We start from the raw sequence: 24,205 nt of genomic DNA on the forward strand, positions 1-24,205 counted from the left end.
CCCCAACATAATCTCCGCACGATAGGGTCTTCGCCCGCCATCAATCTGCGCCATAGATATGGGGGGTAACATATTGCCTCGCGAACGAACCATCCTTATGGCGCCTGCTGTCTGGATCGGGCGTGGTCGGAGTGTATCGGGTGGCAGTCAGCGAAGATGTTTCGAGCGATCAACACGAACACCAGCCTGCAGGTCGGGGATTTCGCCACATTTTCCGTCTAGGACTGTTTATCCTTGCCGCACAGGCCCTGTTTTGGGGCGTCTTCTATTCCCCTTGGGGGCTCGGTTCGACCGGCTATGATATCGACCAAATCGCTTTTTCGAGGTTCGAGATCGCGGAATTGTCGCAACCCACCCCTACCGCCGCCGATGCGGGACAATATAAGGCGGTTGAGCTTCCCTACACTGATTGCTGCGACCCCGCATATCTAGCCCTACGGACTCATTTCGATCTGGCGCAGGTGCCCGCCGAAGGTTTGGGGCTGATCGCCTTCCAGCAGGCGGATAATTTTATCATCCGCGCCAATGGATCGATCGTCCATCAGCTCGGCGTGATGGAAGCGGGAAAGCAGACCTTCCATGGCCAGCGCGCCTATTTGATCCATATTCCGGCCGGCCTGCTCAAGCCCGGCACGAACCAATTATCCTACATCTCCGTGCGGCACGGCTATCCCTATACCGATCTCTATCCTCCGCTGATGGGGCATTATGAACAGGTGCGCACGGCGACAGAAATGCGTTTCTGGCAGACGATCGACCTTCGCATGCTCGGCGGCTGGATGACGTTCATCCTTGGGCTGTTTGCGCTGATCCTGCTGTTCCGCTCACGCGATCGCCGCTTCGCGGCCTGGCTGGTGGTCCTGTGCTGGTCGTGGACCGCCTTTGCTGCATACGGCCTCTATTTCACCCTGCCGTTCGGTGGCATCGGTCGCATATTATTCTTTTACGCAGTCAATACCGCAATCGCCCTAAGCCTGCTTGGCTTTATCGATGCCTGGACTCGCCGTCCCCTGCGCTATCTCCAGCCCGCCTTGCTTGGCATCTGGCTGGCGTTCAATACAGCATGCGTCGCCTCGCTCACCACATTGGCGATGCCGCTTAGCTTCGACGTGATCAACGAAAGCTGGACTTGGCTGACCTTCTTCTTGGGCATTTCTGTTGTCGTCCGGCTTGTCTGGCATTTCGCCCGCGCGCCCGAGGATCGCCATCTCGAAGCCGCCCTACTGTCGATCTGTGCGGTCTGCCTTGCGCTCGATGCGATCGGCGAACGCTTCGGGCTGCTCGCGGGCGGCTATCTGATGGACAGCGCCCCCTTGCTCCTACTCGCGTTTGTCGTCGCCTTTCTGCAACGCAATTTCACGCTTTTCCAATCGGCGATTGAGCTCAACAATCTGCTCGAGGCAACGGTCAAGGCGCGCGAGGCCGAGCTTGCCACCGCGCACCAACGCGAACGTGAGTTGGTCGGCCGCGAAGCGCGCAGCGAGGAACGCCGCCGCCTGATGCGCGACATGCACGACGGGGTCGGCGGGCAATTGGTGGGGCTGCTGCTCTCTGTCCGCCGCGGCGCTGTGAACCAAGCGCGGATCGCCGAGAAGTTGCAGGAAGTGATGGACGAGGTTCGGTTGATGATCGATTCCGTCGACTCCACTGTGACGTCGCTCGCGACGATGCTCCAGCTGTTCGAGGCGCGCGCCCGTTCGCGTGTCGAAGACGCTGGCTTCACCTTCGATTGGCACGTTCTTATGACACAGACACCCGATCTGCCTCCCCGGCAAGTGCTGCACCTGCTTCGGATCATGCAAGAGGCTGTGACCAACGCGCTGAAGCATTCGGGCGGAAGTAGGATCGGCATCACTGTCTTGGATACACCCGACTATGCACTCTGCGTTATAATTGCGGACGATGGCACGGGACTGGCGGAAGAACTTGGTCGCGGCCACGGTCTTGGCAATATGCGCATACGCGCCGAGGCGATCGGTGGTGAAATCAACTATGAGGATGCCGCGCCGGGGCTGCGCTTGGTCTTGCGCGTCGCGGCCCAGCCCATGTTGCGGGCCGTAGCATGACCGAGCACACACAACATGTCGTCGCGATCCTCGAAGACAGCGCGCCAGTGCGCGACTATTTCGCCGAGATTATCCAGTCCGCCGACGATCTGTTATTGGGTGGCATCGCGAATACGCTGGGGGAAGCGGCGGCCTTTCTTGACCAAAAGCCCGATCTGGTCCTGACCGACCTCGGCCTGCCCGATGGCTCTGGACTTACCCTGATCCCTCCCCTCAAGGAAGCTGGCATTCTCTCTCTTGTGATCACCGCATTCGGTGATCGGGAAACCGTGGTCTCGGCGCTCAGCGCTGGGGCTGACGGCTATCTGCTGAAGGACAGCACCGCCGAAACAATCTTGGACGGCATCCGTGCCACGCTGGCCGGTGGAGCGCCGATCAGCCCAGATGCTGCGATCTTCCTGCTCGATAGGCTGAGGCAATCGGACGTTTCCGGTAGTCCGATGCCGCAGGGTGAGCCGCTGACCCCGCGTGAGACCGAACTGCTCACACTGTTCGCGCGCGGCCATAGCTACAAGGCCGCAGCGCGTGAACTCGGCATTTCTCCGCTGACCGTGGGCGGCCATGTCAAGGCGATCTACCGCAAGCTCGAAGTCAATTCGCGTGGCGAGGCCGTCTACGCCGCCGTCCAAAGCGGTCAGTTGAACCTGTAGAGCCACGCTGAACGCCCCCGCATGGGCATTTCTTGGTTTGGGCGCCCACTGCCTGACAATGACCAGGCCAGCGAGCTTAAGAAAGGGAAATTTATGGCGAAAGCAAGGCCGCGTTACACGGCCTTGCTTTCTTTTATCATTTCAGGGCGCAGTTTATGCTCAGGAGCATTCAACTTTTTGACGAATAAAATCAAAGACCTGATTCTCGATTGAGAGCCATGAAGACCGCCACTCCTCTTCTGAAACATCAACCAGCGTCGCGCGGTGCCCAAACTTTAGGCAGCAACCATCGCCAGCGGGGGTCACCACCACGATACCGCTATAATCGGTCAACGGAAACGGACCAGTATCCACCAATGTGTAGCGGCAAACATGTATCCGATTGCTCACTTCCTCGACTAACTGCTCTATAAAAGCCGATCCGTCCGGCGTCGTCACCCGCCGCAATGCACCGGGACGAATTTCCGGACCTTCGGGAAAATCGGCGCTGGTAAAAAATCCGCCTTCTGTCAGCCGTGGCATGCCCGCCCAGTTGACATAGGACCAGACGACGTCGGCAGGCGCATTAAAGCGCGTCGCAATTTCAAAATCTGCCATAATCTCAGACCAATGGGCCGGGGGCAAAGAAATCAGAATCGACCCGCCATGTGTCTTCGCAGCGGCGCCATGTGGCGACATAGCGATATTCCACTTCATCACCGCCGCCTTTGGGGGTCAGATAGCTGTTGGAGATTTCATACGCCATATCCCCTTCAGCCCGAATAAAGCGGGGAACTTGCCGTGCTTTTTCAAATGCACCAACAAAAGCTTCAAACAATTCTGTGATCGCGGCATGGCCCACCAGCGCCGGTCCATCGCCTGCCGAAACGACAGGATCAAGCGCATCGGCCACATAATAGTCGCGCACCAAAGCCGCGGCATCGCCGCTGGCAAAATTCCGTTCAAATATATCGCTGCGTTCTTTGATGACGCTCTTGACTGCGTCGGATGCGATATTGGACATGATGTTCCTCCGTTAAAACTGGCCATCAGCCGGATCGGCTGACCATTTTAAATTGAAATGACGGGAAAATTGCTGATCAGGCTGGGCGGCCTGCGATCACATCAGATCAGAAACCGCCCGCAATCTGGATCAGCGAATAAAGTCTGCGGAAGGGTGCGCGCGCGGGTAATTTTGCAGAAAGCGGAAATATTTGCCAAGCGCTGTATCCGCCTTAGTCAAAAAGCCGACACGATGGTGGATCGAATCAAGGATCGGCTTATCTTCTGCCGCCGTGCGGGCCAGCAGCATCTTGCCATAATCCAGTCGTTCCTGAATCGTCTTGCCGCCTTCCATTTCCACATTACGAACCAAAGCGGAGATATACACCACATGATTGCCCGGACGGGGCATAGAAAATCCCGCAGCAATACCCAGCCACCAGCCATCGGTCATGCCCTGTTGCAGAAAAATGCTGCTGCCATAAATGCCCGCTTCCCAAGCGAGTTCCTCATTGTCCTGATGCCAAGCATCAATCTTCATGCGAAAGCCCCAATCCTCCCATTCGCAGGTTTTGGAAGGATCATCAGCTTTAAAGCGAAACCCATGTACGACAGAAATATGTTGGGTGTCTGGGGTATTGGACGCAAAAATCCAAGGATCACAATTATATAGCTCAGATGTGAAGGGGCTAGCGACAAGCTCATCATCTGCATATTCAAAATCTGGCAGTTGCCAGAGTGGCTCATGACCGTTGAAAACATAAATAATACCGAACCGCTCCGTCACCGGAAACGTATAGAGACAGGCATTGGCCGGAGGCGGAAAACCAGCACCGGTTTTCACACACATGCCATTTTCATCATATTCCCACTTGTGAAATGCACATTGAACGCGATTTTCCACGACCGTTCCGACAGCAAGGTCTGCACCGATGTGCGGACAATAGGCACTTTGAATACGCGCAACACCGTCTACGCCGCGATAAATCACCACGCGGCCATCCAGAAAATCACGGCCAATAATTCCGCCCACCGGCACTTCATCAGACAAGGCAATCGGAAACCAAGACTGGCTGAACAATCCATCCTCGCCTTCGCGAGGCACGTGCATACCAATCACACGTTTACGTTCTGCCACTGGAATGGGTTTGCGAATATAAAGCTTGTCCTGCGGATTGGCGACGGTCGCGTTCATCTTAACTCTCCTGATCATGATTGCGAATGCACCGCGATGTTTTAACGCGGGTTCGGGTGTGTCTGATCATATGAGCAGCAGGAACCGAGCGTAGCCAACCAAAGGGGGGAGAGACATTACCCCTGCTTGCCTATCCCCCCTGCCTCTCTCCATGTTGCACAGCACACAAGCGCGACCATTGCCCGAACGGTCCGCTCTGTCGTCAATGGTAAGAGACGAAATGCAACCATCGCCCACAGCGCTATGCACCGCGAAAAGGCCGCCCAAATTGCGGTTACAGATCCGCGATTACAGCACTGCGTCCGGTCACATTTTCAGCCCTGCTCTGTCAAAGGCAGGTGAAGTTGGTTTTTAAACCCCCAGAATTTCGCGGATCTGCGCAATAAGGGATTGTTCCATTCCCGTCCATGTCGCAACCCATTGCTGCTCTGTAACAGACACAGGCGTAAATGAACTTTCAATCTTAACATGACAGGCATCAGGCCCACAGGGTGTCACCCGCACATAGCCGCAATAATCCGTAACCGGCAGATCGCCTTCATCTATCACGCGATAGCGATAGGTACGATCAGCCTCATCCACCGCTTCCAGACGCTCCAGCACGGGTAAACCCTCTGCCAAGTGCAGCATTTTGGTGATGCCGACCACAGGCTCGTCACCAAAAAACTCTATTCGCTGAAATAAACCACCTTCCAGCTTTGCTACGCCATGCCAGCTGATATGTTCCCACACCTGCTGTGCCGGAGCATTGATATATTCCGCAACGGTTGCGACAGCCATAGTCAATTCTCCACAAAAATTTTCGGCGCAGCGCGATAGGATCGGTCGGTTGCCCGCCCCAGCGGAGCGGCAAAATTTCGTACGATGAACGGAAACGCCCGGCGCAAAGGCACTGGGCGCGGATCAAAAAAAGGCAATCGGCATGCCGTCCGATCCCCATGAACAATCAGCTTGGCATATTCCTGACCGGCGGCAGTGGCAGCACCGATACCCTGCCCCGAATAACCGCCAATGGCATGAACACCCGGCGCCAGAGATAGCAAACGCGGGATTTTTTCCGCAGATACCGCCACCGTCCCGATCCAGAAACGCGACCAATTCAATGCAGGCAACGCACCAAATAAACGGCCGAGTTTTTTTTCCAATGGCCGCGCCACATCCGCAGCAGAAGCGGCATCACGCAGCGGCGGCAATAGCGATGCCACCAGACGCCCATCCCGATCCGCCATAAGCCAGAAGGGATTGGCTTTGTTTGTGTCGGTCATGGGAATTCCGGCTGGCATGATCCGCTCAACAAATTCCGGAACAGGATCAGAAGCGACTATCGCGAAAGGCAGGCGATAATGATGTTTCTCCAACCCCGGCCACAGCGTCTTATTCGCTTCATATCCTTCGGTCGCGATCAGCACATGCTGCGCTGCTATCGAGCCATGAGATGTCAAGACACGCCATATGTCAGAGCTTTGTTCCATATGCGTTGCCGGAGCGCCGGTAAACAGACGCACGCCAGCATCCACCACGGCATTAGCCAGACCTGTGGCATAAGCAAAAGGATTTAAAGTTCCGGCGTCGCGAAACAGCAAGGCATGGGCCGCCCGATCACTGCCCACAATAGAACGCACAGCTTCCGACCCAAGAAAATCGACATTCCCACCAAAATCATTCCAGCGCTGTGCCAGATGCCGCTGAGCAGGTGCCGCTTTCGGCGATTCCGATAGGATAGCGATGCCCGATTGGCGTAAATCCGCATCCATTTTATATTTTTGAACAAGAGCTGGCACAAGCCTTGCAGATTCAACGACCATGCGATTGAGCGCATCGCCCTGCACCGGTCCTAATTCACGCGTAATATCATCCGGTCCCTTATCGAAATAAACAGGAAACCACCCTGCCGCATTGCGGCCCGACGCTCCGCCACCTGGCTGATCGGCCTCTATGATGGCGACATCCATACCCTGCTCCGCAAGATGCAGGGCAGCAGACAAGCCCGAATATCCCGCACCGATAATGACTACGTCAGCCATATGGCTTCCCCGCAGGGCCAACCCGCGATCAAAAGGGGAAGTCTGGTGCGGCCATAGCGCGGCGGACAGGGCTTGCGGGCCAGATATTGCCATCATTCAACAGCTTCTTTTTGCATATAGAAGTAAATATGCGGCTCGGCAGAGCACATATAATCTTCACCGGCTGATCGACAACGCCTGCTCAAACATTATGCGGTGCCGATCAGCCATGGTTTCAAACGACAGGTTAGAAATTCACCCGGCTGCTGACGCCGAACTGCCGTGGCATGTTGCGTGCGCCAATCCCCATGCCCGCGATATGACCGCTTGCGCTTGGAGAAACATATTCCATATCATATTCGACATCGAACAGATTGTTCGCAAAGACAGCAATCTCGAAACGATCACTGCTATAAGTCAGGCGTGCATTGGCGAGCCAAACCGTATCTCGTTTGTCCGCATTATCAATTTCCCAATAATAATTTCCACCCGAACCGCGGATATCGAAGCGCGGAATTATTTTTCCGCCGCCGCCAAGGTCAGCCGTATATTGAATGGCCGCATTCACGCTCCACTCTGGCACCTGATTGAGCCGATTGCCGCGATAATCGCCGTTCATGCTCGTCACGGACAAAATGCTTGGATCATATTCGTCGATCTTGGTCCGCAGCACCGTTCCGCCAAAGCTGAGAGTCAGGCCATGCACGGGCATCGCGGTTACTTCGAGTTCGGCACCGACGATATGAGATTTGGGAATAGGATTAACGATGAATTGATCGGCACCGGTGCGCAGATCAATCCCATAAACCTGACGATCCGTGATCGGCGTATAAAATGCTGCTCCGTTCACAAATAATTTGCGGTCAGCCAGCACAGTTTTGAAACCTAGCTCATAATTCCACAATTCTTCCGGATTAAACTTGCGCGTAATCGCCGAATTATTGTTGAAACCGCCGCTGCGGAAACCCTTGGCCACAGTGGCATAAAGAAGATCGCCGCTGTCAAATTTATATGCAAGCGACACTTTGGGCTGCAAAGATCGGAATGTCGCATCATAGATGACCGGATCGCCGGATAGCGTGGTATAATCCGTCTGTCGTCGATCATCAATGTCGTAACGCAGAGCCGCCGTTACCTCGAACCGGTCCGTCAAAGAATAAACCAGCTGTCCGAATATGGCATAAGCATTATTATCATCTTTGGTAGAAATACGGGAACCAAGCAGCGGATCCGCAAGGCCGGTCAGATCTGGGCGCAGGAAAACATTGGTTTCAATCCGCTGGTCAATATGAAGATAATAAAGGCCAGCAACCCAGCGCAGGCGCGCCGCAGAATTGTTGGAAGAAAGGCGCAGTTCCTGTGTCATGGCCTTCACCCGAATGTCCTGCGTCGCACTCAGCAGGTCATCAGGCAACCACTCCAGATCCTCAAAAATATAGGACTGCACCGAAGAATAGGCCGTGACAGATTGAAGCGTCACATCCCCGGCATCCAGTTTAAATTTGACTGACGCATCGCCGAGCTTGCGCTTTCCAAGGCCCATCAGATTGCCTTGTACCGGTTCACGGGTCGCATTGGGCGGCCCAGGCACATAATAAGCCGCTCCGCCTTTCTGATCGAGATAGCTGCCAGAAAAGTCGATTTCCACCCTATCCGTAGGGCGCAGCAGCAGCGAGCCACGCACCGTATAGGTTTCATCATAATCAACATAGTCATCCAGCGTCTGATTATAAATCTGGCCATCACGATTGCGATAGCTTGCTGCCAGTCGCAGGCCAGCCATTTCCCCTATCGGTGTAGAAACAAAAGCACCAATTTTATAATCATCACCTTCTGCATAGCTGGCCTGCAGGCTGCCTTCAAAATGGTCGCCCGGTTTGCGCGTTACGATATTGATCGCTCCCCCCAACGCATTACGCCCATAAAGCGCTCCTTGCGGACCTTTTAAAAACTCGATTTGTTCAATATCAAACAAGTCCTGTGTCAGCTGGTTTGCAGAAACCTGCTGCACACCATCGATAACAACGGCGATAGGCGGTTCTCCAAAGCGGCTCTGACCGATCCCGCGAATATTGATCATCGAAACACCCGGCTGCTGCGCTTCCACGACGTGAAAGCCCGAAACCAAACTAGAAAGGTCATTCACCGAAGTCACGCCCGCCTGCTCCAGCGCTTCGCTGCCGAAAGCCTGAATCGCATCCGGAATATCCCGCAGGCTTTCGCTCTGGCGACGCGCCGTCACGACAATATCGCCAAAGCCTGAATCACCGCGGTTCGCTTCCGCAGCCGACGCATTCTGAATCAGCGCCACTTCATTGCCGCCAGCAGCCAATGCCAAAAGCGATGACATCATAACAAATTTCTTCATCGATCCCTCCTTTGTAACACGCGTGTTCCTCCGCGCGGCCGGGTCGAACAAGATCTGCGCCTTGCCCTATACCCGATCACTCCCCCGATGCAGGAGATGTAACCTGTTCTTGGACCTTCAAACCATGGCTGCACCCTGTCCCCTAGCCCTCAAAAAGGGGGATGTTGTGCAGGATGCAACCGGATCTTTTAATTGCAGGCATGTATAGTCTCGACGATCCGAAAACCGGCTCCCCGTCACCACCATTTCATCAAAAACGGAATGAATATTTCCTATATAATCAACAACTCACGAGCACGGGATATCGCCTGCGATTTGCTGATGACACCCAGCTTTTCATGAATTTTCTTGCGATGGCTCTTCACCGTGCCTTCGGAAATCTGCAAACGCACCGCTATTTCTTTGGTCAGGAGCCCTTCTGCAATCAAAGCCATAATCTCTGTTTCTCTGGGACTGAGGGCAAAGTTCGGTGTCACCACCGCAGGGCCGCGTCGCGGACGCCTTCTTAACAGATCATCAGCTTCATCCAGTTCGCCCGCCGAGCGCAGCACTTCGTTCACAAAGGCCGCTATCGCCTTTGGCACATGCCGCCCATTGCGAATGGACCAGTCAAAAACCTCGATTAAAGCCCGCCGGTTCGTCACGGCCCGTCGCATCAGGCCAGATTGCATAGCCAATCCAATGGCTACCAGCATATGATCCACTGCCGCATTATAGCGCCGCAACGCAAAAGCCGCGCGCATGGTCAGCATACGGAAAGTGAAGCGATGGCGAACATCGCTATCATCCAGATAATCTTTATTCACCCGCTCCAGCCAACCCAGCGCCTCTGCCGGACGCCCCATATCCAAAGAGAAACGGGCGGCTTCCATCAAAGCCTGTGCCTGAAGACGCAATTCAGGCAGACTGCCGCAATCCCGTCTGATCAGATCAGAAAAGAGCGGGTCGTCGAACCATAATGCCGCTTCTTTCCACATACGCGCGCGTATCAATTCCCGCATCCGAGCAATGGCCATGGATTGCGCCAGACGCGGCAGACCGCGACGGCGTGCCACGGCTTCTGCCGCAACCAAAAATTCATTAGCCGCGTCATAATTCTTATGGATACCGGCAACCGCCGCCGCAATTGTATAGCCAGTAACGCATAAAGCCATCCAACTGCCAACCTGCGTGATCTGTGCCATGGAGGCATCCATTAAAGCATGCGCAGCCTCCAGTTCGTTTGCCTCATAATGAAGTTCGGCCCTCAAAATTTGGGTCGCCACAACCTCATAAAGGCCAAAATCTCCCTCCAGCCGGGCAAGCCGCAAACCATCTTCAATACAAAGTACAGCCTTGCCGACAGTATCGTGAGCCAGTGCAATATTGGCTTGCTGAATACGCAGGAAAATTGCCACTTTGGTTGGGCCAACCTGTCGCAGCGCATGGAAACCAATGTCACAGATTGTCGAGGCCTCTGCAAAACGCGATAGTTCGATATAAGCCATCGAAAGCAAAGAGGCGATGCTGGCAGCGATCACCGGATCCGAACCGAGATGATCCGCCATCAACGTTTCGAGTGTTACGATGCGATCAGCGTCAACCGGATGATCTTCCGTTATATCGATAACATTTTCGACGATCTGAGCGAATGTACGAGCCATATTGGCGTCCACATTGCTGTTCAACACTGTGAAGCCTTCCGTCTGTGTACGGAAAAGCTCAAAGGCCTGTCGGGCTTGCACGACATGCCCAGTTCGTACTTGCAAATACACCTGACTTAGGAAAACCATCGGCAGTTCAATAGCCTGACCTGGCCCGACTGGCTGCTCGAAATCAATAAATGGCCCGCGTCCCAACTCCGCCAATATGCCTCCGGCATCTTCGATGATACGGGTCGCCAGCGTTCCATCTGTCAAACGACCAGCATGACGCATGGCTTCCATCGGAAAACCATTGTCGCGAAACCAGATTGCCGCGAAACGCTGCAACTGTTCAAACCGTCGCCCATCAGCGCAGCGTAAACGATCACGCAGATGCTGGCCAAATGTAGGATGGAAAACTACCCATTGCCGAGCACTATCCAGATGGTGAAGAAAATGTCCCGCCCTCAGCTGATCTTCTATGACCTGCCAGCCGCAGCTCTGATCGGGGATACTGGCAAAAGCCTGCGGATTGAAACGATTCAATACGCTGGCGTCCATCAGGGCATCTAATGTTACGGGTGGAATGGCAGCACAGACCACATCATCATAATAATGCGCCATTGCAACTGGGATCGGCCCTTTTGCTCCCTGTTCCAGCATACGCCGGGTCGCATCGCTATCCTGCGCCAGAAAACGAAGACCGGCTGCCCAGCCATCTACGATACGATTGATCTGATTAACCTGAGCTCTGGGCCATTCATCCCCCAGCAGTTGCCCAGCCGCATCATCAGTGAAGCGAAAATTATCATGGGTCACGCAGTGCACCACACCGCGCAGCCTTGCATCATGCAGCATTCCGCTGCGCACAGAATGGGCCGTAATATAGCAACCACTGTCTTCGGCTATGGCAAGGATGAAGGTTTCAATCAGCGTTCGCGCCGCCGCATTGGATATCCGTTCAAACCCATCCAGAAATATATGTGTGCCTGTCGGCAGGTTGGGCAGTTCGGAAAGATCCAATGCCCGCTTGAACGGCCACCCCCCTGATCCGACCGTTCGGGGGTCGCGGCCAACTCCTGACACAGCCATAGCCAGCTTCGCGATCAAACTATCTGTTTCATTGTCCTGATCAGTTAAACTAATCCAAAGGACGTTCAGCCCACGCTTTTCCAGCCTTTGATAATGCTGAAGCATGGCGGTGGATTTCCCGCAGCCTGGCGGCCCCAACAGCAAATTCACGGAATCTGCATGATCATCAAGAAGCACACGGATGCGCTCCACCTCTACCGCGGAGCCCTTCAGCCGGGGAGGTCGGAACAAGGCAGACGACATAGGATTATCCGCGATAAGGGCGGATGCCGATACTGGATCGGGGATAGCCGTCTGCCTTGTCATAGTCTTCCCCCCTACGCTACGCCTACCTTTTATTCCGTTTAGTAAAGAATATGTCACGCCTGCAAAAAGCGGCAAACGTCTTTTCTGCAGACTATATCAGGCCGGTACATCTTCCCGCAGCCGTGCCATCACCAAGCGCGCTACCAGCGGCGCAGATGCAGGATTTTGTCCTGTTATCAGATTGCCATCCGACGCCACATGGGCACCGAAAGGCTCCGCCGCAGAGCTATATTTTCCGCCCAGTTCAACCAGTCGACTTTCGGGCAGAACGGGCACAACCTTATCAAATGTTGTCAATTCTTCTTCTTTGTTACTGACAGCCGTCACTGCGCGGCCAGCAACCAGTGGCGACCCGTCTGCCGCCTGAGCGCTGGTCAGCCCCAAAACCCCATGACACACGCCGGACACGATACCTCCTGCACGGTCAATGGCTTCGGCTAGACGGCGTACATCGGCATCGACAGGAAAATCCCAGGCCGCACCGGCCCCACCGACATAATAGACAGCAGCGAAACCATCCGCCGTAATATCGGCAAGACGAGGCGTCGATGCCAAAGCTGAAGAGGCCGCCTCGTCAGCCTGAAAACGTTTGCCAGCATCCGTCAGCCAAGGATCATCCAAGCTGGCGGGGTCCAGAGGTGCAGCACCGCCGTTCACTGACGCCAGTTGCACCGTATAACCGGCATCGACCAGCACATAATAAGCTGCAGCCAGTTCCTCCAGCCATGTTCCGGTTTTTTGCCCAGTGTCGCCAAGGTCTGCATGCGAGGTTAAAACAAACAGGACGGAAGCAGCCATAGAAAATATCCCTTAAACCATTGATCATCATTAAACTGCACGGCAACATAGTGCCTGACAGCCCAACCAAAGGGGGGATATTGGGAAGAGAGGATGAAATTCATTCTCGCCCCGCCACAGCGATGCTCAGCCACCACTCACCAAAGCAAGGGCAGCTCCGTGGTCGACTTAATTTCAGATAGGGCGACCATCGAATTAATTTCCTGCACACCCGGCACACGAGAGAGGCGTTCAAAGAAGAAGCGCTCATAGGCTTCGATATCTTCTGTAATGATGCGCAGCATAAAATCCACCGATCCCATCAGAACAAAACAGTCCATCACCTCGGGAAACTCTTTGATTGCATCAGTGAAATCCGACAGATTGCTACGCCCCACTGTCGTCAGCTTCACCTGTGCAAACACATGCGTCTTCAGCCCGATCTTTCTGCGATCCAGCAGGCTGACCTGCGCTTTTATATATCCTGCATCCTTTATTCGCTGAACACGGCGCCAGCATGGCGCCTGCGACAAGCCAATCTCCTCCGCTATTTCGGTCATCGGCCGTGAGGAATCCCGCTGCAACAGCATCAGGATTTTCTTATCTATGGCATCTAAAAAATCTGGCATTAATAATTCTCATTTTACCTATAAAGTAGATTATCAATGCCAGATATATCAATATCGAGCGTAAAAAAGCAATTTTTATCAAAACATCCCATGGTATCTCTTTTCGTAACAGGAGAGAGAAATTGGTACATGATCCGCATAAAATGTCCGACCTGCAGGAACGCCTTCACCTGATCAGGGATGACAATTCTGACATCTGCGGCGTTATCGCCATCCATTCCACAGCATTGGGTCCCGCCGCAGGCGGATGCCGCCTTTGGCATTATGCTTCTGATCAGAATATGATTGAAGATGCAGTGCGTCTGGCCCGTGGGATGAGCTATAAAAATGCCTTGGCGGGACTACCCTTTGGTGGCGGCAAAGCCGTCTTACGCAAACCCGACGAACCATTTGACCGGACAGCTCTTTTTCGCCTTTTTGGTCGCTCGGTCGAAGAACTACAGGGCGAATATATCACGGCAGAAGATGTCGGCACTGGCATCTCCGATATGCGCACAGTCCGGCAGCAGACATATTATGTCGCGGGATTAGAGCAGCACGGCGGCCGCGCGGGCGGAGACCCATCGCCATGGACCTCGCTCGGCGTTTTTGAAGCCATGAAAATAGCCGCTCGGATTCGTTTCGGTTCGGATCTGAAAGGGCTGAGAGTGGCCGTGCAGGGCGTCGGCAATGTCGGTGCGGGCCTGTGCCGTCTCCTTCATCGGGCAGGCGCGAAACTAATCATCGCCGATATTGACACCGAAAAGGCTGCAGCTCTCGCCGAAGAACTGGGTGCCCATCACCTCAACGTCGATGAAATTCTAAGGGTGGATGCAGAGATTTTCGCGCCCTGTGCATTGGGCGCTGTGCTGAATGAAAAAACGATTCCCACTCTCCGGGTCGGACTGATTTGTGGCGCTGCCAACAACCAGCTAGCAACCGAAGCAGACGGCGAAGCCCTGATGCAACGCGCCATCAGCTATGCACCAGATTATGTCGTCAATGCCGGCGGCATCATCAACGTCGCAGCAGAATATCTGGGCGAAAGCGACGACCAGGTGGAAAACAGGGTATTGCAAATCGGCAATCGTCTGGCTCGCATCCTCCAAATCGCGGCGGATGAGCATACGCCACCTCATGTGGTGGCTGACAGAATGGCCCAACAGATTATTGCGGAAAGGCGGATGGCAGCGGCAAGCTGATGCACTTCCATCAATTTGTCATCCGCACCGCGATATCCCCACATATCTTATTGCGACTGGTCAATCATTTTGCGCAGCGCAACCTGATTCCTTCGACGATCACATGTCAAACAGAAGCAGGCTAGATGGTGGTGGTCATTATCCAGTCGTGCCTTTCCGCCAATGTCGCGGCCAGCATAGCCGAAATAATCCGTTCCAGCGTGATGGTCGATCGCGTGGAAGTTTCCACAAATAACTGATTTATTTTTCCGAACAGGATTGCTGACCATGCTTCAAAACAGCAGCGGACTTTATGTGCCGGAACCCCTTTTCCGCCCCGGCGATCATCCCAGTTTTTCAGATCTACCCATCCCGCTTGCAGGCACGGTCGAGCGACCTCCAGTGGATATTCACCCCGATCATATCCGCGATCTGGCTTATGCACTGATCCGCGTTATGAACGATGATCATCAGGCCATCGGTCCTTGGAACCCGCTGCTCGATAGCGATTTTCTGATCAGGGGCCTGCGCGCGATGATGCTGACGCGCGCATATGATGCCCGTATGCTGCGGGTTCAGCGCCAAGGCAAAAGCAGTTTCTATATGAAATGCACCGGTGAAGAAGCCGTGGCCGTTGCGGCAGCGCTGGCACTTGAAAAAGCCGACATGTGTTTTCCAACCTACCGCCAGCAGGGTCTGCTGATCGCGCGTGAATGGCCACTCGAAGATATGATGAATCAGGTCTATTCCAACAGCCGAGATCGGCTGAAGGGTCGCCAGATGCCGGTTTTCTATTCCAGCCGGGAAGCTGGCTTTTTCTCCATCTCTGGCAATCTTGGCACACAATATAGTCAGGCTGTCGGATGGGCGATGGCTGCTGCGGCAGATCAGGATCGCCGGATCGCCGCCGCGTGGATCGGTGATGGAGCGACGGCAGAAGGCGATTTTCATTACGCCCTCACCTTTGCCAGTGTTTATCAGGCGCCGGTTATCCTCAACATCGTCAATAATCAGTGGGCCATTTCCTCCTTCGCCGGAATAGCAGGCGGTGAACGCACCACATTTGCAGCCCGCGGACTTGGCTTTGGCATTCCTTCCCTACGCGTGGACGGTAATGATTTTCTGGCCGTTTTCGCAGCCACCGCATGGGCCGCAGAGCGAGCGCGGGCCGGAATGGGCCCAACGGTGATAGAGCATTTCACGTATCGGGCAGAGGGGCATTCCACATCAGATGATCCAGGGAAATATCGCCCTATGGAGGAACCGAACGCTTGGCCGCTTGGCGATCCGATTGAACGACTGAAAGCCCATCTGATCTCTCGCGGTGCCTGGAGCATAGCAGCCCATGATGCGCTGCAAAAACAACTGGAAACAGAGGTGCGCGCAGCAGGCAAAGCCTCAGAAAGCCATGGCACGCTGAAGGAAGGTGAGCGTCTGCCGCCATCCAGCATGTTCGATGATGTTTATAAAATTATGCCGCCGCATCTGGAAGCGCAGCGCAAACAGGCAGGATATTAAATCATGGCACATAAAAATATGATCGAAGCCATCAACAGCGCGATGGATGTTGCGTTACATCACGATCCTGCTGTTATCATATTCGGTCAGGATGTCGGCTATTTTGGCGGTGTTTTCCGAGCCACCGACGGCCTGCAACGCACCCATGGCGCCGCACGCGTTTTCGATGCGCCCATATCCGAAGGCGGTATTGTTGCGGTGGCCGTTGGAATGGGGGCCTATGGCAAGCGGCCGGTGGTCGAAATTCAGTTTGCTGACTATATTTATCCTGCTGCAGATCAGTTGATTTCAGAAGCGGCCCGTATGCGCTATCGCACGGCTGGCGAATGGTGGTCCCCGATTACCGTTCGCAGTCCCTATGGCGGCGGTATCTATGGCGGCCAGACACACAGCCAGTCCCCAGAAGGCGTGTTCACGCATGTAGCTGGTTTAAAAACGGTAATTCCCTCTAATCCTTATGATGCGAAAGGACTGTTAATCGCTGCGATTGAAGATGATGACCCGGTGCTGTTTTTCGAACCGAAGCGCCTCTACAACGGTCCTTTTGATGGTCATCATGACCGGCCTGTGCAATCTTGGGCTGGGCACGCGGACAGCGAAGTGCCCGATGGCCATTATACCGTGCCGTTGGGCAAGGCGAAAATCGTCCGTGCTGGCCGGGCCGTAACCGTGCTGGCTTATGGCACTATGGTGCATGTCGCCCTTGCCGCCGCCGCGGACACCGGCATTGACGCAGAAATCATTGATCTGCGCACGCTGGTTCCACTTGATCTGGAAAGCATTACGCAATCTGTTCTTAAAACCGGCCGCTGCGTGATTGTTCATGAAGCGACACGCACCTGCGGCTTTGGCGCTGAACTGGTCGCGCTGGTGCAGGAACATTGCTTTTATGATCTGGAAGCCCCGCTGGAACGGGTGACGGGTTGGGACACACCCTATCCCCATGCGTTTGAATGGGAATATTTTCCGGGCCCCGCTCGGGTTGGCGAAGCTTTGAAACGCGTGGTGGAGGTCTGATCATGGCGCATCACATTTTTAAGCTGCCAGATATTGGCGAAGGAACAGCCGAGGCAGAACTGGTCGCATGGCATGTCACCATCGGCGATCTGGTAGAAGAAGATCAGCCTGTCGCCGATGTGATGACAGACAAAGCCACCGTCGAATTGACGGCACCAGTGAGCGGCCGCATTTTGGCTCTCCATGGAACGTTGGGGGAACCATCGCAGGTCGGATCGCCTTTAATCGAATTTGAAACAGAAGCGACTGCAGAAACAGAAATTTCACAACCCGTTGCCGCATCGGCAGGCTTGCCAACACGGGATGCTACCGATGAGGGGGCAACGACAATTGCGGCCATTCCCGTTGCTATATCCCATCAAGAAAAATCCAACCCCGTTGATCCAGCGGCGACACGTCCCAAAACCACGCCAGCGGTTCGCGCTCGTGCCGCTAAAGCCGGTGTCAATCTGGCAGATATTCGCGGCAGCGGTCCGCAAGGACGCATCCGTCAGGCCGATCTTGATGCCTATCTGAACGGCGAAAGCCGCAAAGTCGGGCAACCCTCACCTGCGGCCCTACCTCCATCAGCCACCACAGCCTCTTCTACGCTCGATTATCGCGAAGTGAAGCTTACAGGATTGCGGAGAAAAATTGCAGAGAAGATGGAAATATCAAGCCGCACTATTCCACATTTCGCTTATATCGAAGAAGTGGATGTAACGGAGCTTGAAGATGTACGCCTATCCCTCAACACACGCTATAATGGCTCCCGCCCGAAGCTTACATTCCTGCCATTTCTGATCCGAGCCATGGCGCAAATCCTGCCGCGCTATGAACAGATCAACGCCACCTATAATGATGAAAGCGGCATTGTTCGCTATCATGCCCCGCTGCACGTCGGAATCGCAACGCAAACGGACAACGGCCTGATCGTTCCCGTGCTCAAAAATGCCGAAAAGCTTAGCATTTGGGATATGGCAGAAGAAATCTCCCGTCTTGCCTCTGCCACCCGGAACGGACAGGCTCGCAAGGAGGAACTTGGAGGATCAAGCATCACCATCACCAGCCTCGGAACGCTTGGCGGACTCGCAACCACGCCGGTTATCAATGCGCCGGAGGTTGCCATTATCGGCCCTAACCGGATCGTCGAACGCCCAATAGCACGCGCTGGCAGCGTGGAACTTCGAAAAATGATGAATATTTCATCCTCTTTCGATCACCGCGTCGTCGACGGTTATGATGCGGCCCAATTCATTCAGGAATTGCGAAGTCTGCTAGAAAACCCACTGGCCCTTCTCGCGGGATAGTAGCGTCTGAGTGGTGATGCATTACACGGCGTGAGGCCCTGAGTATCTTGAGCCGCCACGCAAAGGCAAACCGCCATAAAGTCGCTGAGCTGTGTGCCCATCTATTCGCGGGCAATATAGACAAAGCCGTTTGCATCCCGATCCGTGCCCACCGGTGCCTCCTATTTTCTTTTAGAAGCCGCATCCCAATCATTTGGGCCTTGGCGCCGGGCGTCATCTCGTGCTCGGCACCAATCCGCCACCCCCACATCAGCTTATCGCCCAATGGCAAAAAGCTTGTCCTTCGCTGCCAACCGATATTTGAAAGACGACAACTTTGAACCATTGGGACGGACCACCAAATAAAGACCTCCGCCCCTCGGCATTCATATAAAGACTTGTAACGGTTTTGCGCCTTCCATGTCTGCGGTCGCCATTTTGCCGATACGGACTGCTACCAACGCAAGAATATATTCGCTGCCCGCCGTTGCGACCGCCCGCGTTTTTGCACCATCTGCTTCCGCTTGATGCAATATTCTTCAGTGATTGCAGAAAAGCTGTCTGCGGCCTTCTGCTTGGGCACAAGGCTTCGCGCGCTGCCTTTCCTAGTAAGGGTCTTTGCTCACACCAGACCTGCGCACGCTTCATCCCGCATCCGTCGAGCGTAGCTTAAACTGGCATCAGGATAGCGCCCGCTCGGCATCAATGTTTCTCTACCATCCACTCAATATTTGAGGTGCCAAAGCTTCCCCCAGAAGGATCTAACGGTAAGCAAGCGAGCGCGAACAGCTACGGCCGCTCCATGCTTTATTATCTGCAATTTTGGGGAAGTGTCCTGACGTTAATGAACGATAGTGGACACAATATTGGAGCGGGTAGCGGGAATACCGGCTCTAAAGCTATGAATTGAAATGGAAAAAATTTCTTAAATTTTTAAGAAAATGTAGCCCCGACACCAGCCCCGACGACCATTTATGGGTGCGGTTCGACACCTAAACAGGGAATCTGAGACTCCTTAAACACTACTGATTCGTCTTGAGCAAGATATTTTTTGCGTGATTTTTGGATCACCATGGCAGCCCATAATCCCAACCATCTCTTCAGACAGAACCCGAGAAATTTAATCTATTTCAGAACTACGCCCCTACGATCAAAGTGAGCTCCGCAGGTAATTACATTCTGCTGTTGGGCCGATAGGCGAATGTCCAGATTGGAGCCTGATCGCGGGGATAGCAGACGCTCACGCGGCGTCGGCTGCCGACCAGGTATCACCGTTCCCCCGTGATAGCGCGAACGACCGGATCTGACAGGAGCCGTAAGCGTATTCTGGAAGCCGCGGTTATGCGGCTTGACGCGTAGTTTTCGGTTCGGGTTTCCAGTTCCACGGCATGAGTTCATCCCAGCGGGAGGCGGGCCAGTCTCCAGCGATTTTTTCCATGACATCAGCAATATAGGCCTGTGGTTCGACAGCGTTGAGCTTGCAGGTCTCGATGACGGAATAAATGGCAGCCGCGTGTTCGCCGCCGGCCTTTGAACCCGCAAAAAGCCAGTTCTTACGGCCCACCGCTACCGGACGCATCGCGCGTTCAGCGATGTTATTGTCCATTTCCGCCATTCCTTCATCGAGGAACAGTGTCAGCGCATCCCAGCGCTTGCGGCCATAGATCAGCGCCTTCGCCATCGCAGATTTGGGCGACAATCGGCGCAGTGCATTATCGATCACGCTGCGCAGGGCTTCGACTTGCGCTTTGCTATGGTCCTGCCGGTGCTGACGGCGGATATCCGGTGGCTGCCCCCGCACATCCTCTTCGGCCCGATAGAGTTCGGCAATGCGTTGCAGCAGATCCGTGCTGAGCGGTGTCGGACTGGCCTGATGTTGCTCAAATATCTTGCGCCGGAAATGCGCCCAGCAAGCGACCTCTTTGATCCGCTGGTCCCTGTAGAGCTTTTCATATCCGGCATAGCCATCGGCTTGCAGCAGGCCGGCAAAATCTTTGAGTTCCGTCTGTGGATGAACACCGCTGCGATCAGGGGTAAATTTATACCAGACCATGGCCGGTGATGTAGCGCCCGATGCCCGGTCATCGGCGGCATAAACCCATAATCTGGCCTGCGCGGTTTTCCCTTTGCCGGGCGCCAGCATAGGCACAGGCGTATCATCCGTATGGAGCTTTGCCGCCTTCAGCCCTTCTTCGCGGATGCGGGTGACAATGGGGTCCAGCAGGCGGGAGGCTTGTCCGGCCCATCCGGCCAGTGTCGAACGATCGATATCAATGCCTTGTGCCGCCATCATCTCGGCTTGCCGATAGAGCGGCAGATGATGATCGAACTTAGACACAACGATATGCGCTAGCGTGGCGAAACTCGCTTTGCCGCGCGTGATGGCTTTTACGGGCACAGGGGCCTGAACAATCTTCTCACAGCCTCGGCAGCTATATTTAGGCCGCACATGACGGATGACACGCCATTGCACTGGCAGGGCGTCCAGCATCTCATCGCTATCCTGGCCCAAGGGGCGCAGATCACCGCCGCAGTCTGGGCAGGTGCAGGAGCCGCATTCCGGTTCGATCCGGCGTTCTTCACGCGGCAGATGCTCTGGCAAGCTGCGAACGGCAGGCTGGCGCGGTGAAGGCTGTGTTACAGTCTTGCCGATATCGGCAAGCGTGGCTTCCCCTTCCAATTCTTCTAGCGACAGTTCCAACTGCTCAATCTGCAAATCCAGCTTCTCGGACGACTGGCCAAAACTCTGCCGCCGTAGCTGTGCCAGTTGAAGCCGCAGCGCCTCGATCAGCGTATCGCGGGCCGCGAGAGCAGCCTGTAATTGCGCGATCAGAGCATCTTTATCAAGGAAGGGAATAGGAACGTCGGACACGGCTATCTTATAACGAACACCAAAGGAGAACACCACAAAAAGCGCCGAAAAACAGCGCTTTTATCCCGCCAAAATGGGCCTATCCGACCGCTCTGGCCGCCGCCAGTCTATCCCCTCGATCAGCATCGAAAGCTGCGCGCCGGACAGGCTGACTTTGCCGCTTCCGGTGACGGGCCAGACAAAGCGTCCACGGTCCATTCGCTTGGAGAATAAGCAAAAACCCTGCCCATCATACCAAAGCAGCTTGACCAAATCACCGCGCTTACCGCGATAGGCAAATAAGGCCCCGCTATGCGGGTTTATGCTCAGCACTTCCTGCGCCAGCACAGCCAGACCATTAATCCCCTTGCGCATGTCTGTTGTGCCGCAGGCGAGATAAATCCGTGTGGATGGGGGCAAGGCTATCACTATGTCAGCACCGACATCACACGGCCCAGAGCGCTGGCATCAACTTGGGCATCGACGGTCAGCTTTATTCCGGACGGCAGTTCAATCCCGATCAAGCCGCTGGCGGAAGAAGATGCTGCTGCAGGCAATTCCGCCATGTCACTGATTTGCACTTCGGCAAAACTGGGCTCGACCTCATGGCTAATACCGGCCAGTTCACCCGACATGGCTTGACGCCGCCATGTGTAAATCTGGCCATTGCCGATATTATGCTGTTTGCAGGCATCCCGAACCGAACCGCCGGGACCAAAGGCATCCCGCAATATCACGAGCTTCTGATCTACCGTCCAGCGACGACGTCCGCCAACGACCTCAACGTGCGAGGTCATATGACTAGTCGTATGACCTCTTAAACTGTCAACTACCGAAATCTCGTTATCGTCAGACACTGGCCACCCCATTCAAAGGGGCGTAATCAAGCTGGCAAAGCAATTAGGCGCAAGGCGGCCTACAGGCACCGCTTACGCCGACCCTTCCAAGACGCTCAGCGGCCAATTTCCGGCATCCAGCTGCGGACGGTCAGGTTTCCGACTGCGACACGCACGAATGGCCGGTTGTCGATCGACAGCTTTAGGCGGAAACTCGCGCGAAGCAGTCGCGATCTGATTTAGTACTTAGCGGCGCTCAATGCTTCCCTGCCCACTTCGCCTGCAGATCACAAAGCTATACAATTCTCGGCCCCGAACCATTGCTCTGCTTGGTTAATCACGTTTTGGGATGGGTTGTGAAAATATACGGAAAGCATTTTCTTCGCGCGCGTGCAGCATACGTAGAAGAGCTTTTGTGTCCGCGCTAGAACCGTTGGATTACCATCATTCTCAAACAGATTATTGAAATTATAATGGTTCCAGCCGCCGGAATCCATGACGACCAGAACCCGATCAAACTCTCGTCCCTTGATCTTATGCTGCGTGGAGTAGGTCGTGCGCCCTTCCAGATATTCGTACAAATTCTGGAATGATCGATATGGAACGTCCTTCAGGCGATCATAGAGATAGCCCTTTTTTTCGGTGAATTGCGCGTACCGATCGTCAATCAGGCACAGACCATGGTCATGCGCGTAGTTTATTACCTCCGACACGGATTGATCGCTCATTGCTTCAATCGCCTCGATGCGCTCCTTCAGTCGCACCTTGTCTTCCGATCTTGCCACCTTGAATTCGGTGTGGCGCAAGAATTCGTTGTAGCGGCGCTGCTGATACAGATGCACCACCTTCTGGATCTTGAAGACATGCTTTACGAAATCGCAGCGGCTCGACCCCTTGCGGGCCATTTCATCCTTGCTCTGCTTTTTGTCATCGACCAATTGTTCCTTATCGACATACATCCGTCGAAATGCCAAAAAGTTACGGGCTTCAGCATCGGCAAGGAGATCCGGTCGAGCCTCGATAAATTTTTTCATGGTCGGGGTTGGTGAAACCGCAGTCAGAGCTGCGCCAGTCTTACCCTGCTGCAGCATCGTGATTGTCTCACCGAATGTGCAATCATCATACTTCGCGAGATCGTCGTTTTTCTTAATATGAGTGACAATTCGATCGCGATAATTCAGGACGCCATCCTTGTCATAAATGGCCATCAGGTCGCCAAAGCCGGCCTGGGGCGCAATCAGATTATGCGTAAGGTTGAGCTCCTTTGTCTCCAGCACATCCGAGAAATCCCAATCCAGATGGTTCCGGACATCCTGGAGCCGGCTGCTATCGCCCGTCGTATAATAAAAGCGGATCTGGCCATCCCTGACCTTCCCGTCGCTCATATTGGGCGCGGTGAGATCGTCCGATGCGTGCTGCTCAATTCCGTCGGTCCGGAGCCTGTTCGCCAGTTCATACACAAGTCGGGGGTTGCGCCGGTTCTGCTCCTTCTTGACCTCCGATACCGACATTTTGGCAACATAGTCGTGAATGTCGCCGATGCCTCCGTCGTAAATCGCCTGCATGGCATCGCCGAAGAAGCCACTGCCCCCCTTCCGCTTGCTTTGCGGAAGATAGTCGAGGAGGATCTTTACGACCTCAGGCGCCGTGTCTTGATACTCGTCGACAAGAATGTATCGGTATCGGTCCCGCGTAATATCACGAAGCCTCGAATATTTCTTAAACATGGCGCCGGCGAGTTTTATTAGTAAGCGGGGCCTGTAGGCCGCCTTGCGACTAGCTGCTTTGCCGGCTTGATTGCGCCCCTTTGAAGGGGGTGGTCGATGCCTGACGATAACGAGATTTCAGCGATCAGCGGTGTAAGAG

The 24,205-nt window shown here is 54.5% G+C and carries 19 protein-coding genes; 6 read left to right on the plus strand and 13 right to left on the minus strand.

Annotation, left to right across the window (positions count from 1 at the left end; genetic code table 11):
- The first annotated feature begins 140 nt into the window (after window positions 1–140).
- Both LKO31_RS15115 and LKO31_RS11545 read left to right on the plus strand, forming a co-directional pair.
- Entirely contained in the window at window positions 141–2,066 is a 1,926-nt protein-coding gene (locus LKO31_RS15115; protein ID WP_227690716.1) for a sensor histidine kinase, read from the plus strand.
- Window positions 2,063–2,716, plus strand: coding sequence for a response regulator (locus LKO31_RS11545; RefSeq protein WP_227690717.1), 654 nt, complete (start codon window positions 2,063–2,065; stop codon window positions 2,714–2,716). The genes LKO31_RS15115 and LKO31_RS11545 overlap by 4 nt, the downstream gene beginning before the upstream one ends.
- Window positions 2,717–2,875: 159 nt before the next feature.
- On the opposite strand, the gene LKO31_RS11550 is transcribed toward LKO31_RS11545, so the two are convergent.
- The 9 genes from LKO31_RS11550 to LKO31_RS11590 form a co-directional block, all read right to left on the minus strand.
- Entirely contained in the window at window positions 2,876–3,313 is a 438-nt protein-coding gene (locus LKO31_RS11550; RefSeq protein ID WP_227690718.1) for an SRPBCC family protein, read from the minus strand.
- 4 nt (window positions 3,314–3,317) lie between these two features.
- Window positions 3,318–3,719, minus strand: coding sequence for a YybH family protein (locus tag LKO31_RS11555; protein ID WP_227690719.1), 402 nt, complete (start codon window positions 3,717–3,719; stop codon window positions 3,318–3,320).
- Between the two features lie 129 nt (window positions 3,720–3,848).
- The gene (locus LKO31_RS11560; RefSeq protein ID WP_227690720.1) at window positions 3,849–4,892 is read right to left on the minus strand and encodes a Rieske 2Fe-2S domain-containing protein; all 1,044 of its coding nucleotides are present in this window, start codon (window positions 4,890–4,892) and stop codon (window positions 3,849–3,851) included.
- A gap of 351 nt (window positions 4,893–5,243) precedes the next feature.
- Entirely contained in the window at window positions 5,244–5,672 is a 429-nt protein-coding gene (locus tag LKO31_RS11565) for an SRPBCC family protein (RefSeq protein ID WP_227690721.1), read from the minus strand.
- Between the two features lie 2 nt (window positions 5,673–5,674).
- Window positions 5,675–6,916, minus strand: coding sequence for an NAD(P)/FAD-dependent oxidoreductase (locus LKO31_RS11570; RefSeq protein WP_227690722.1), 1,242 nt, complete (start codon window positions 6,914–6,916; stop codon window positions 5,675–5,677).
- 226 nt (window positions 6,917–7,142) lie between these two features.
- Entirely contained in the window at window positions 7,143–9,263 is a 2,121-nt protein-coding gene (locus LKO31_RS11575) for a TonB-dependent receptor (protein WP_227690723.1), read from the minus strand.
- A 272-nt stretch (window positions 9,264–9,535) separates the two neighbouring features.
- The gene (locus LKO31_RS15120; RefSeq protein WP_227690724.1) at window positions 9,536–12,169 is read right to left on the minus strand and encodes a LuxR C-terminal-related transcriptional regulator; all 2,634 of its coding nucleotides are present in this window, start codon (window positions 12,167–12,169) and stop codon (window positions 9,536–9,538) included.
- A gap of 210 nt (window positions 12,170–12,379) precedes the next feature.
- Window positions 12,380–13,081, minus strand: a complete 702-nt coding sequence (locus tag LKO31_RS11585) for a type 1 glutamine amidotransferase domain-containing protein (protein WP_227690725.1) — start codon at window positions 13,079–13,081, stop codon at window positions 12,380–12,382.
- 137 nt (window positions 13,082–13,218) lie between these two features.
- Window positions 13,219–13,689, minus strand: a complete 471-nt coding sequence (locus tag LKO31_RS11590; RefSeq protein ID WP_227690726.1) for an Lrp/AsnC family transcriptional regulator — start codon at window positions 13,687–13,689, stop codon at window positions 13,219–13,221.
- A 143-nt stretch (window positions 13,690–13,832) separates the two neighbouring features.
- Between LKO31_RS11590 and LKO31_RS11595 the strand changes: the two genes are divergently transcribed.
- The 4 genes from LKO31_RS11595 to LKO31_RS11610 all read left to right on the plus strand — a co-directional run bounded on the left by LKO31_RS11595 (window position 13,833) and on the right by LKO31_RS11610 (window position 18,673).
- The gene (locus LKO31_RS11595) at window positions 13,833–14,870 is read left to right on the plus strand and encodes a Leu/Phe/Val dehydrogenase (protein ID WP_227690727.1); all 1,038 of its coding nucleotides are present in this window, start codon (window positions 13,833–13,835) and stop codon (window positions 14,868–14,870) included.
- 267 nt (window positions 14,871–15,137) lie between these two features.
- Window positions 15,138–16,367: a thiamine pyrophosphate-dependent enzyme gene (locus LKO31_RS11600; RefSeq protein WP_227690728.1), complete on the plus strand. Its 1,230-nt coding sequence runs from the start codon at window positions 15,138–15,140 to the stop codon at window positions 16,365–16,367.
- Between the two features lie 3 nt (window positions 16,368–16,370).
- On the plus strand, window positions 16,371–17,384 hold the full coding sequence (locus tag LKO31_RS11605; protein WP_227690729.1) for an alpha-ketoacid dehydrogenase subunit beta: 1,014 nt from the start codon (window positions 16,371–16,373) through the stop codon (window positions 17,382–17,384).
- Between the two features lie 2 nt (window positions 17,385–17,386).
- Entirely contained in the window at window positions 17,387–18,673 is a 1,287-nt protein-coding gene (locus LKO31_RS11610; RefSeq protein WP_227690730.1) for a dihydrolipoamide acetyltransferase family protein, read from the plus strand.
- 1,318 nt (window positions 18,674–19,991) lie between these two features.
- On the opposite strand, the gene tnpC is transcribed toward LKO31_RS11610, so the two are convergent.
- The 4 genes from tnpC to LKO31_RS15125 all read right to left on the minus strand — a co-directional run bounded on the left by tnpC (window position 19,992) and on the right by LKO31_RS15125 (window position 24,174).
- Complete coding sequence (gene tnpC, locus LKO31_RS11615; RefSeq protein WP_227690737.1) at window positions 19,992–21,509, minus strand: IS66 family transposase; 1,518 nt, start codon at window positions 21,507–21,509, stop codon at window positions 19,992–19,994.
- Window positions 21,510–21,584: 75 nt separating this feature from the next.
- On the minus strand, window positions 21,585–21,932 hold the full coding sequence (gene tnpB, locus LKO31_RS11620) for an IS66 family insertion sequence element accessory protein TnpB (protein ID WP_227690731.1): 348 nt from the start codon (window positions 21,930–21,932) through the stop codon (window positions 21,585–21,587).
- Window positions 21,932–22,300, minus strand: coding sequence for an IS66-like element accessory protein TnpA (gene tnpA / locus LKO31_RS11625; RefSeq protein WP_227690732.1), 369 nt, complete (start codon window positions 22,298–22,300; stop codon window positions 21,932–21,934). Before tnpA ends, tnpB begins: the two co-directional genes overlap by 1 nt.
- A gap of 326 nt (window positions 22,301–22,626) precedes the next feature.
- Window positions 22,627–24,174, minus strand: a complete 1,548-nt coding sequence (locus LKO31_RS15125; RefSeq protein ID WP_320443498.1) for a UvrD-helicase domain-containing protein — start codon at window positions 24,172–24,174, stop codon at window positions 22,627–22,629.
- Window positions 24,175–24,205 lie beyond the last annotated feature (31 nt).

The sequence above is a fragment of the Sphingopyxis yananensis genome (assembly GCF_020687785.1).
GTDB lineage: Bacteria > Pseudomonadota > Alphaproteobacteria > Sphingomonadales > Sphingomonadaceae > Sphingopyxis > Sphingopyxis yananensis.

Coding starts and splice junctions, on each gene's coding strand:
- LKO31_RS11575 (WP_227690723.1), bottom strand. CDS start 9,263: ATGAAGAAATTTGTTATGATGTCATCGCTTTTGGCATTGGCTGCTGGC.
- LKO31_RS11550 (WP_227690718.1), bottom strand. CDS start 3,313: ATGGCAGATTTTGAAATTGCGACGCGCTTTAATGCGCCTGCCGACGTC.
- LKO31_RS11595 (WP_227690727.1), top strand. CDS start 13,833: ATGTCCGACCTGCAGGAACGCCTTCACCTGATCAGGGATGACAATTCT.
- LKO31_RS11605 (WP_227690729.1), top strand. CDS start 16,371: ATGGCACATAAAAATATGATCGAAGCCATCAACAGCGCGATGGATGTT.
- LKO31_RS11600 (WP_227690728.1), top strand. CDS start 15,138: ATGCTTCAAAACAGCAGCGGACTTTATGTGCCGGAACCCCTTTTCCGC.
- LKO31_RS11590 (WP_227690726.1), bottom strand. CDS start 13,689: ATGCCAGATTTTTTAGATGCCATAGATAAGAAAATCCTGATGCTGTTG.
- LKO31_RS11545 (WP_227690717.1), top strand. CDS start 2,063: ATGACCGAGCACACACAACATGTCGTCGCGATCCTCGAAGACAGCGCG.
- LKO31_RS11565 (WP_227690721.1), bottom strand. CDS start 5,672: ATGGCTGTCGCAACCGTTGCGGAATATATCAATGCTCCGGCACAGCAG.
- LKO31_RS11570 (WP_227690722.1), bottom strand. CDS start 6,916: ATGGCTGACGTAGTCATTATCGGTGCGGGATATTCGGGCTTGTCTGCT.
- LKO31_RS11555 (WP_227690719.1), bottom strand. CDS start 3,719: ATGTCCAATATCGCATCCGACGCAGTCAAGAGCGTCATCAAAGAACGC.
- LKO31_RS11610 (WP_227690730.1), top strand. CDS start 17,387: ATGGCGCATCACATTTTTAAGCTGCCAGATATTGGCGAAGGAACAGCC.
- LKO31_RS11585 (WP_227690725.1), bottom strand. CDS start 13,081: ATGGCTGCTTCCGTCCTGTTTGTTTTAACCTCGCATGCAGACCTTGGC.
- tnpA (WP_227690732.1), bottom strand. CDS start 22,300: ATGACCTCGCACGTTGAGGTCGTTGGCGGACGTCGTCGCTGGACGGTA.
- LKO31_RS11560 (WP_227690720.1), bottom strand. CDS start 4,892: ATGAACGCGACCGTCGCCAATCCGCAGGACAAGCTTTATATTCGCAAA.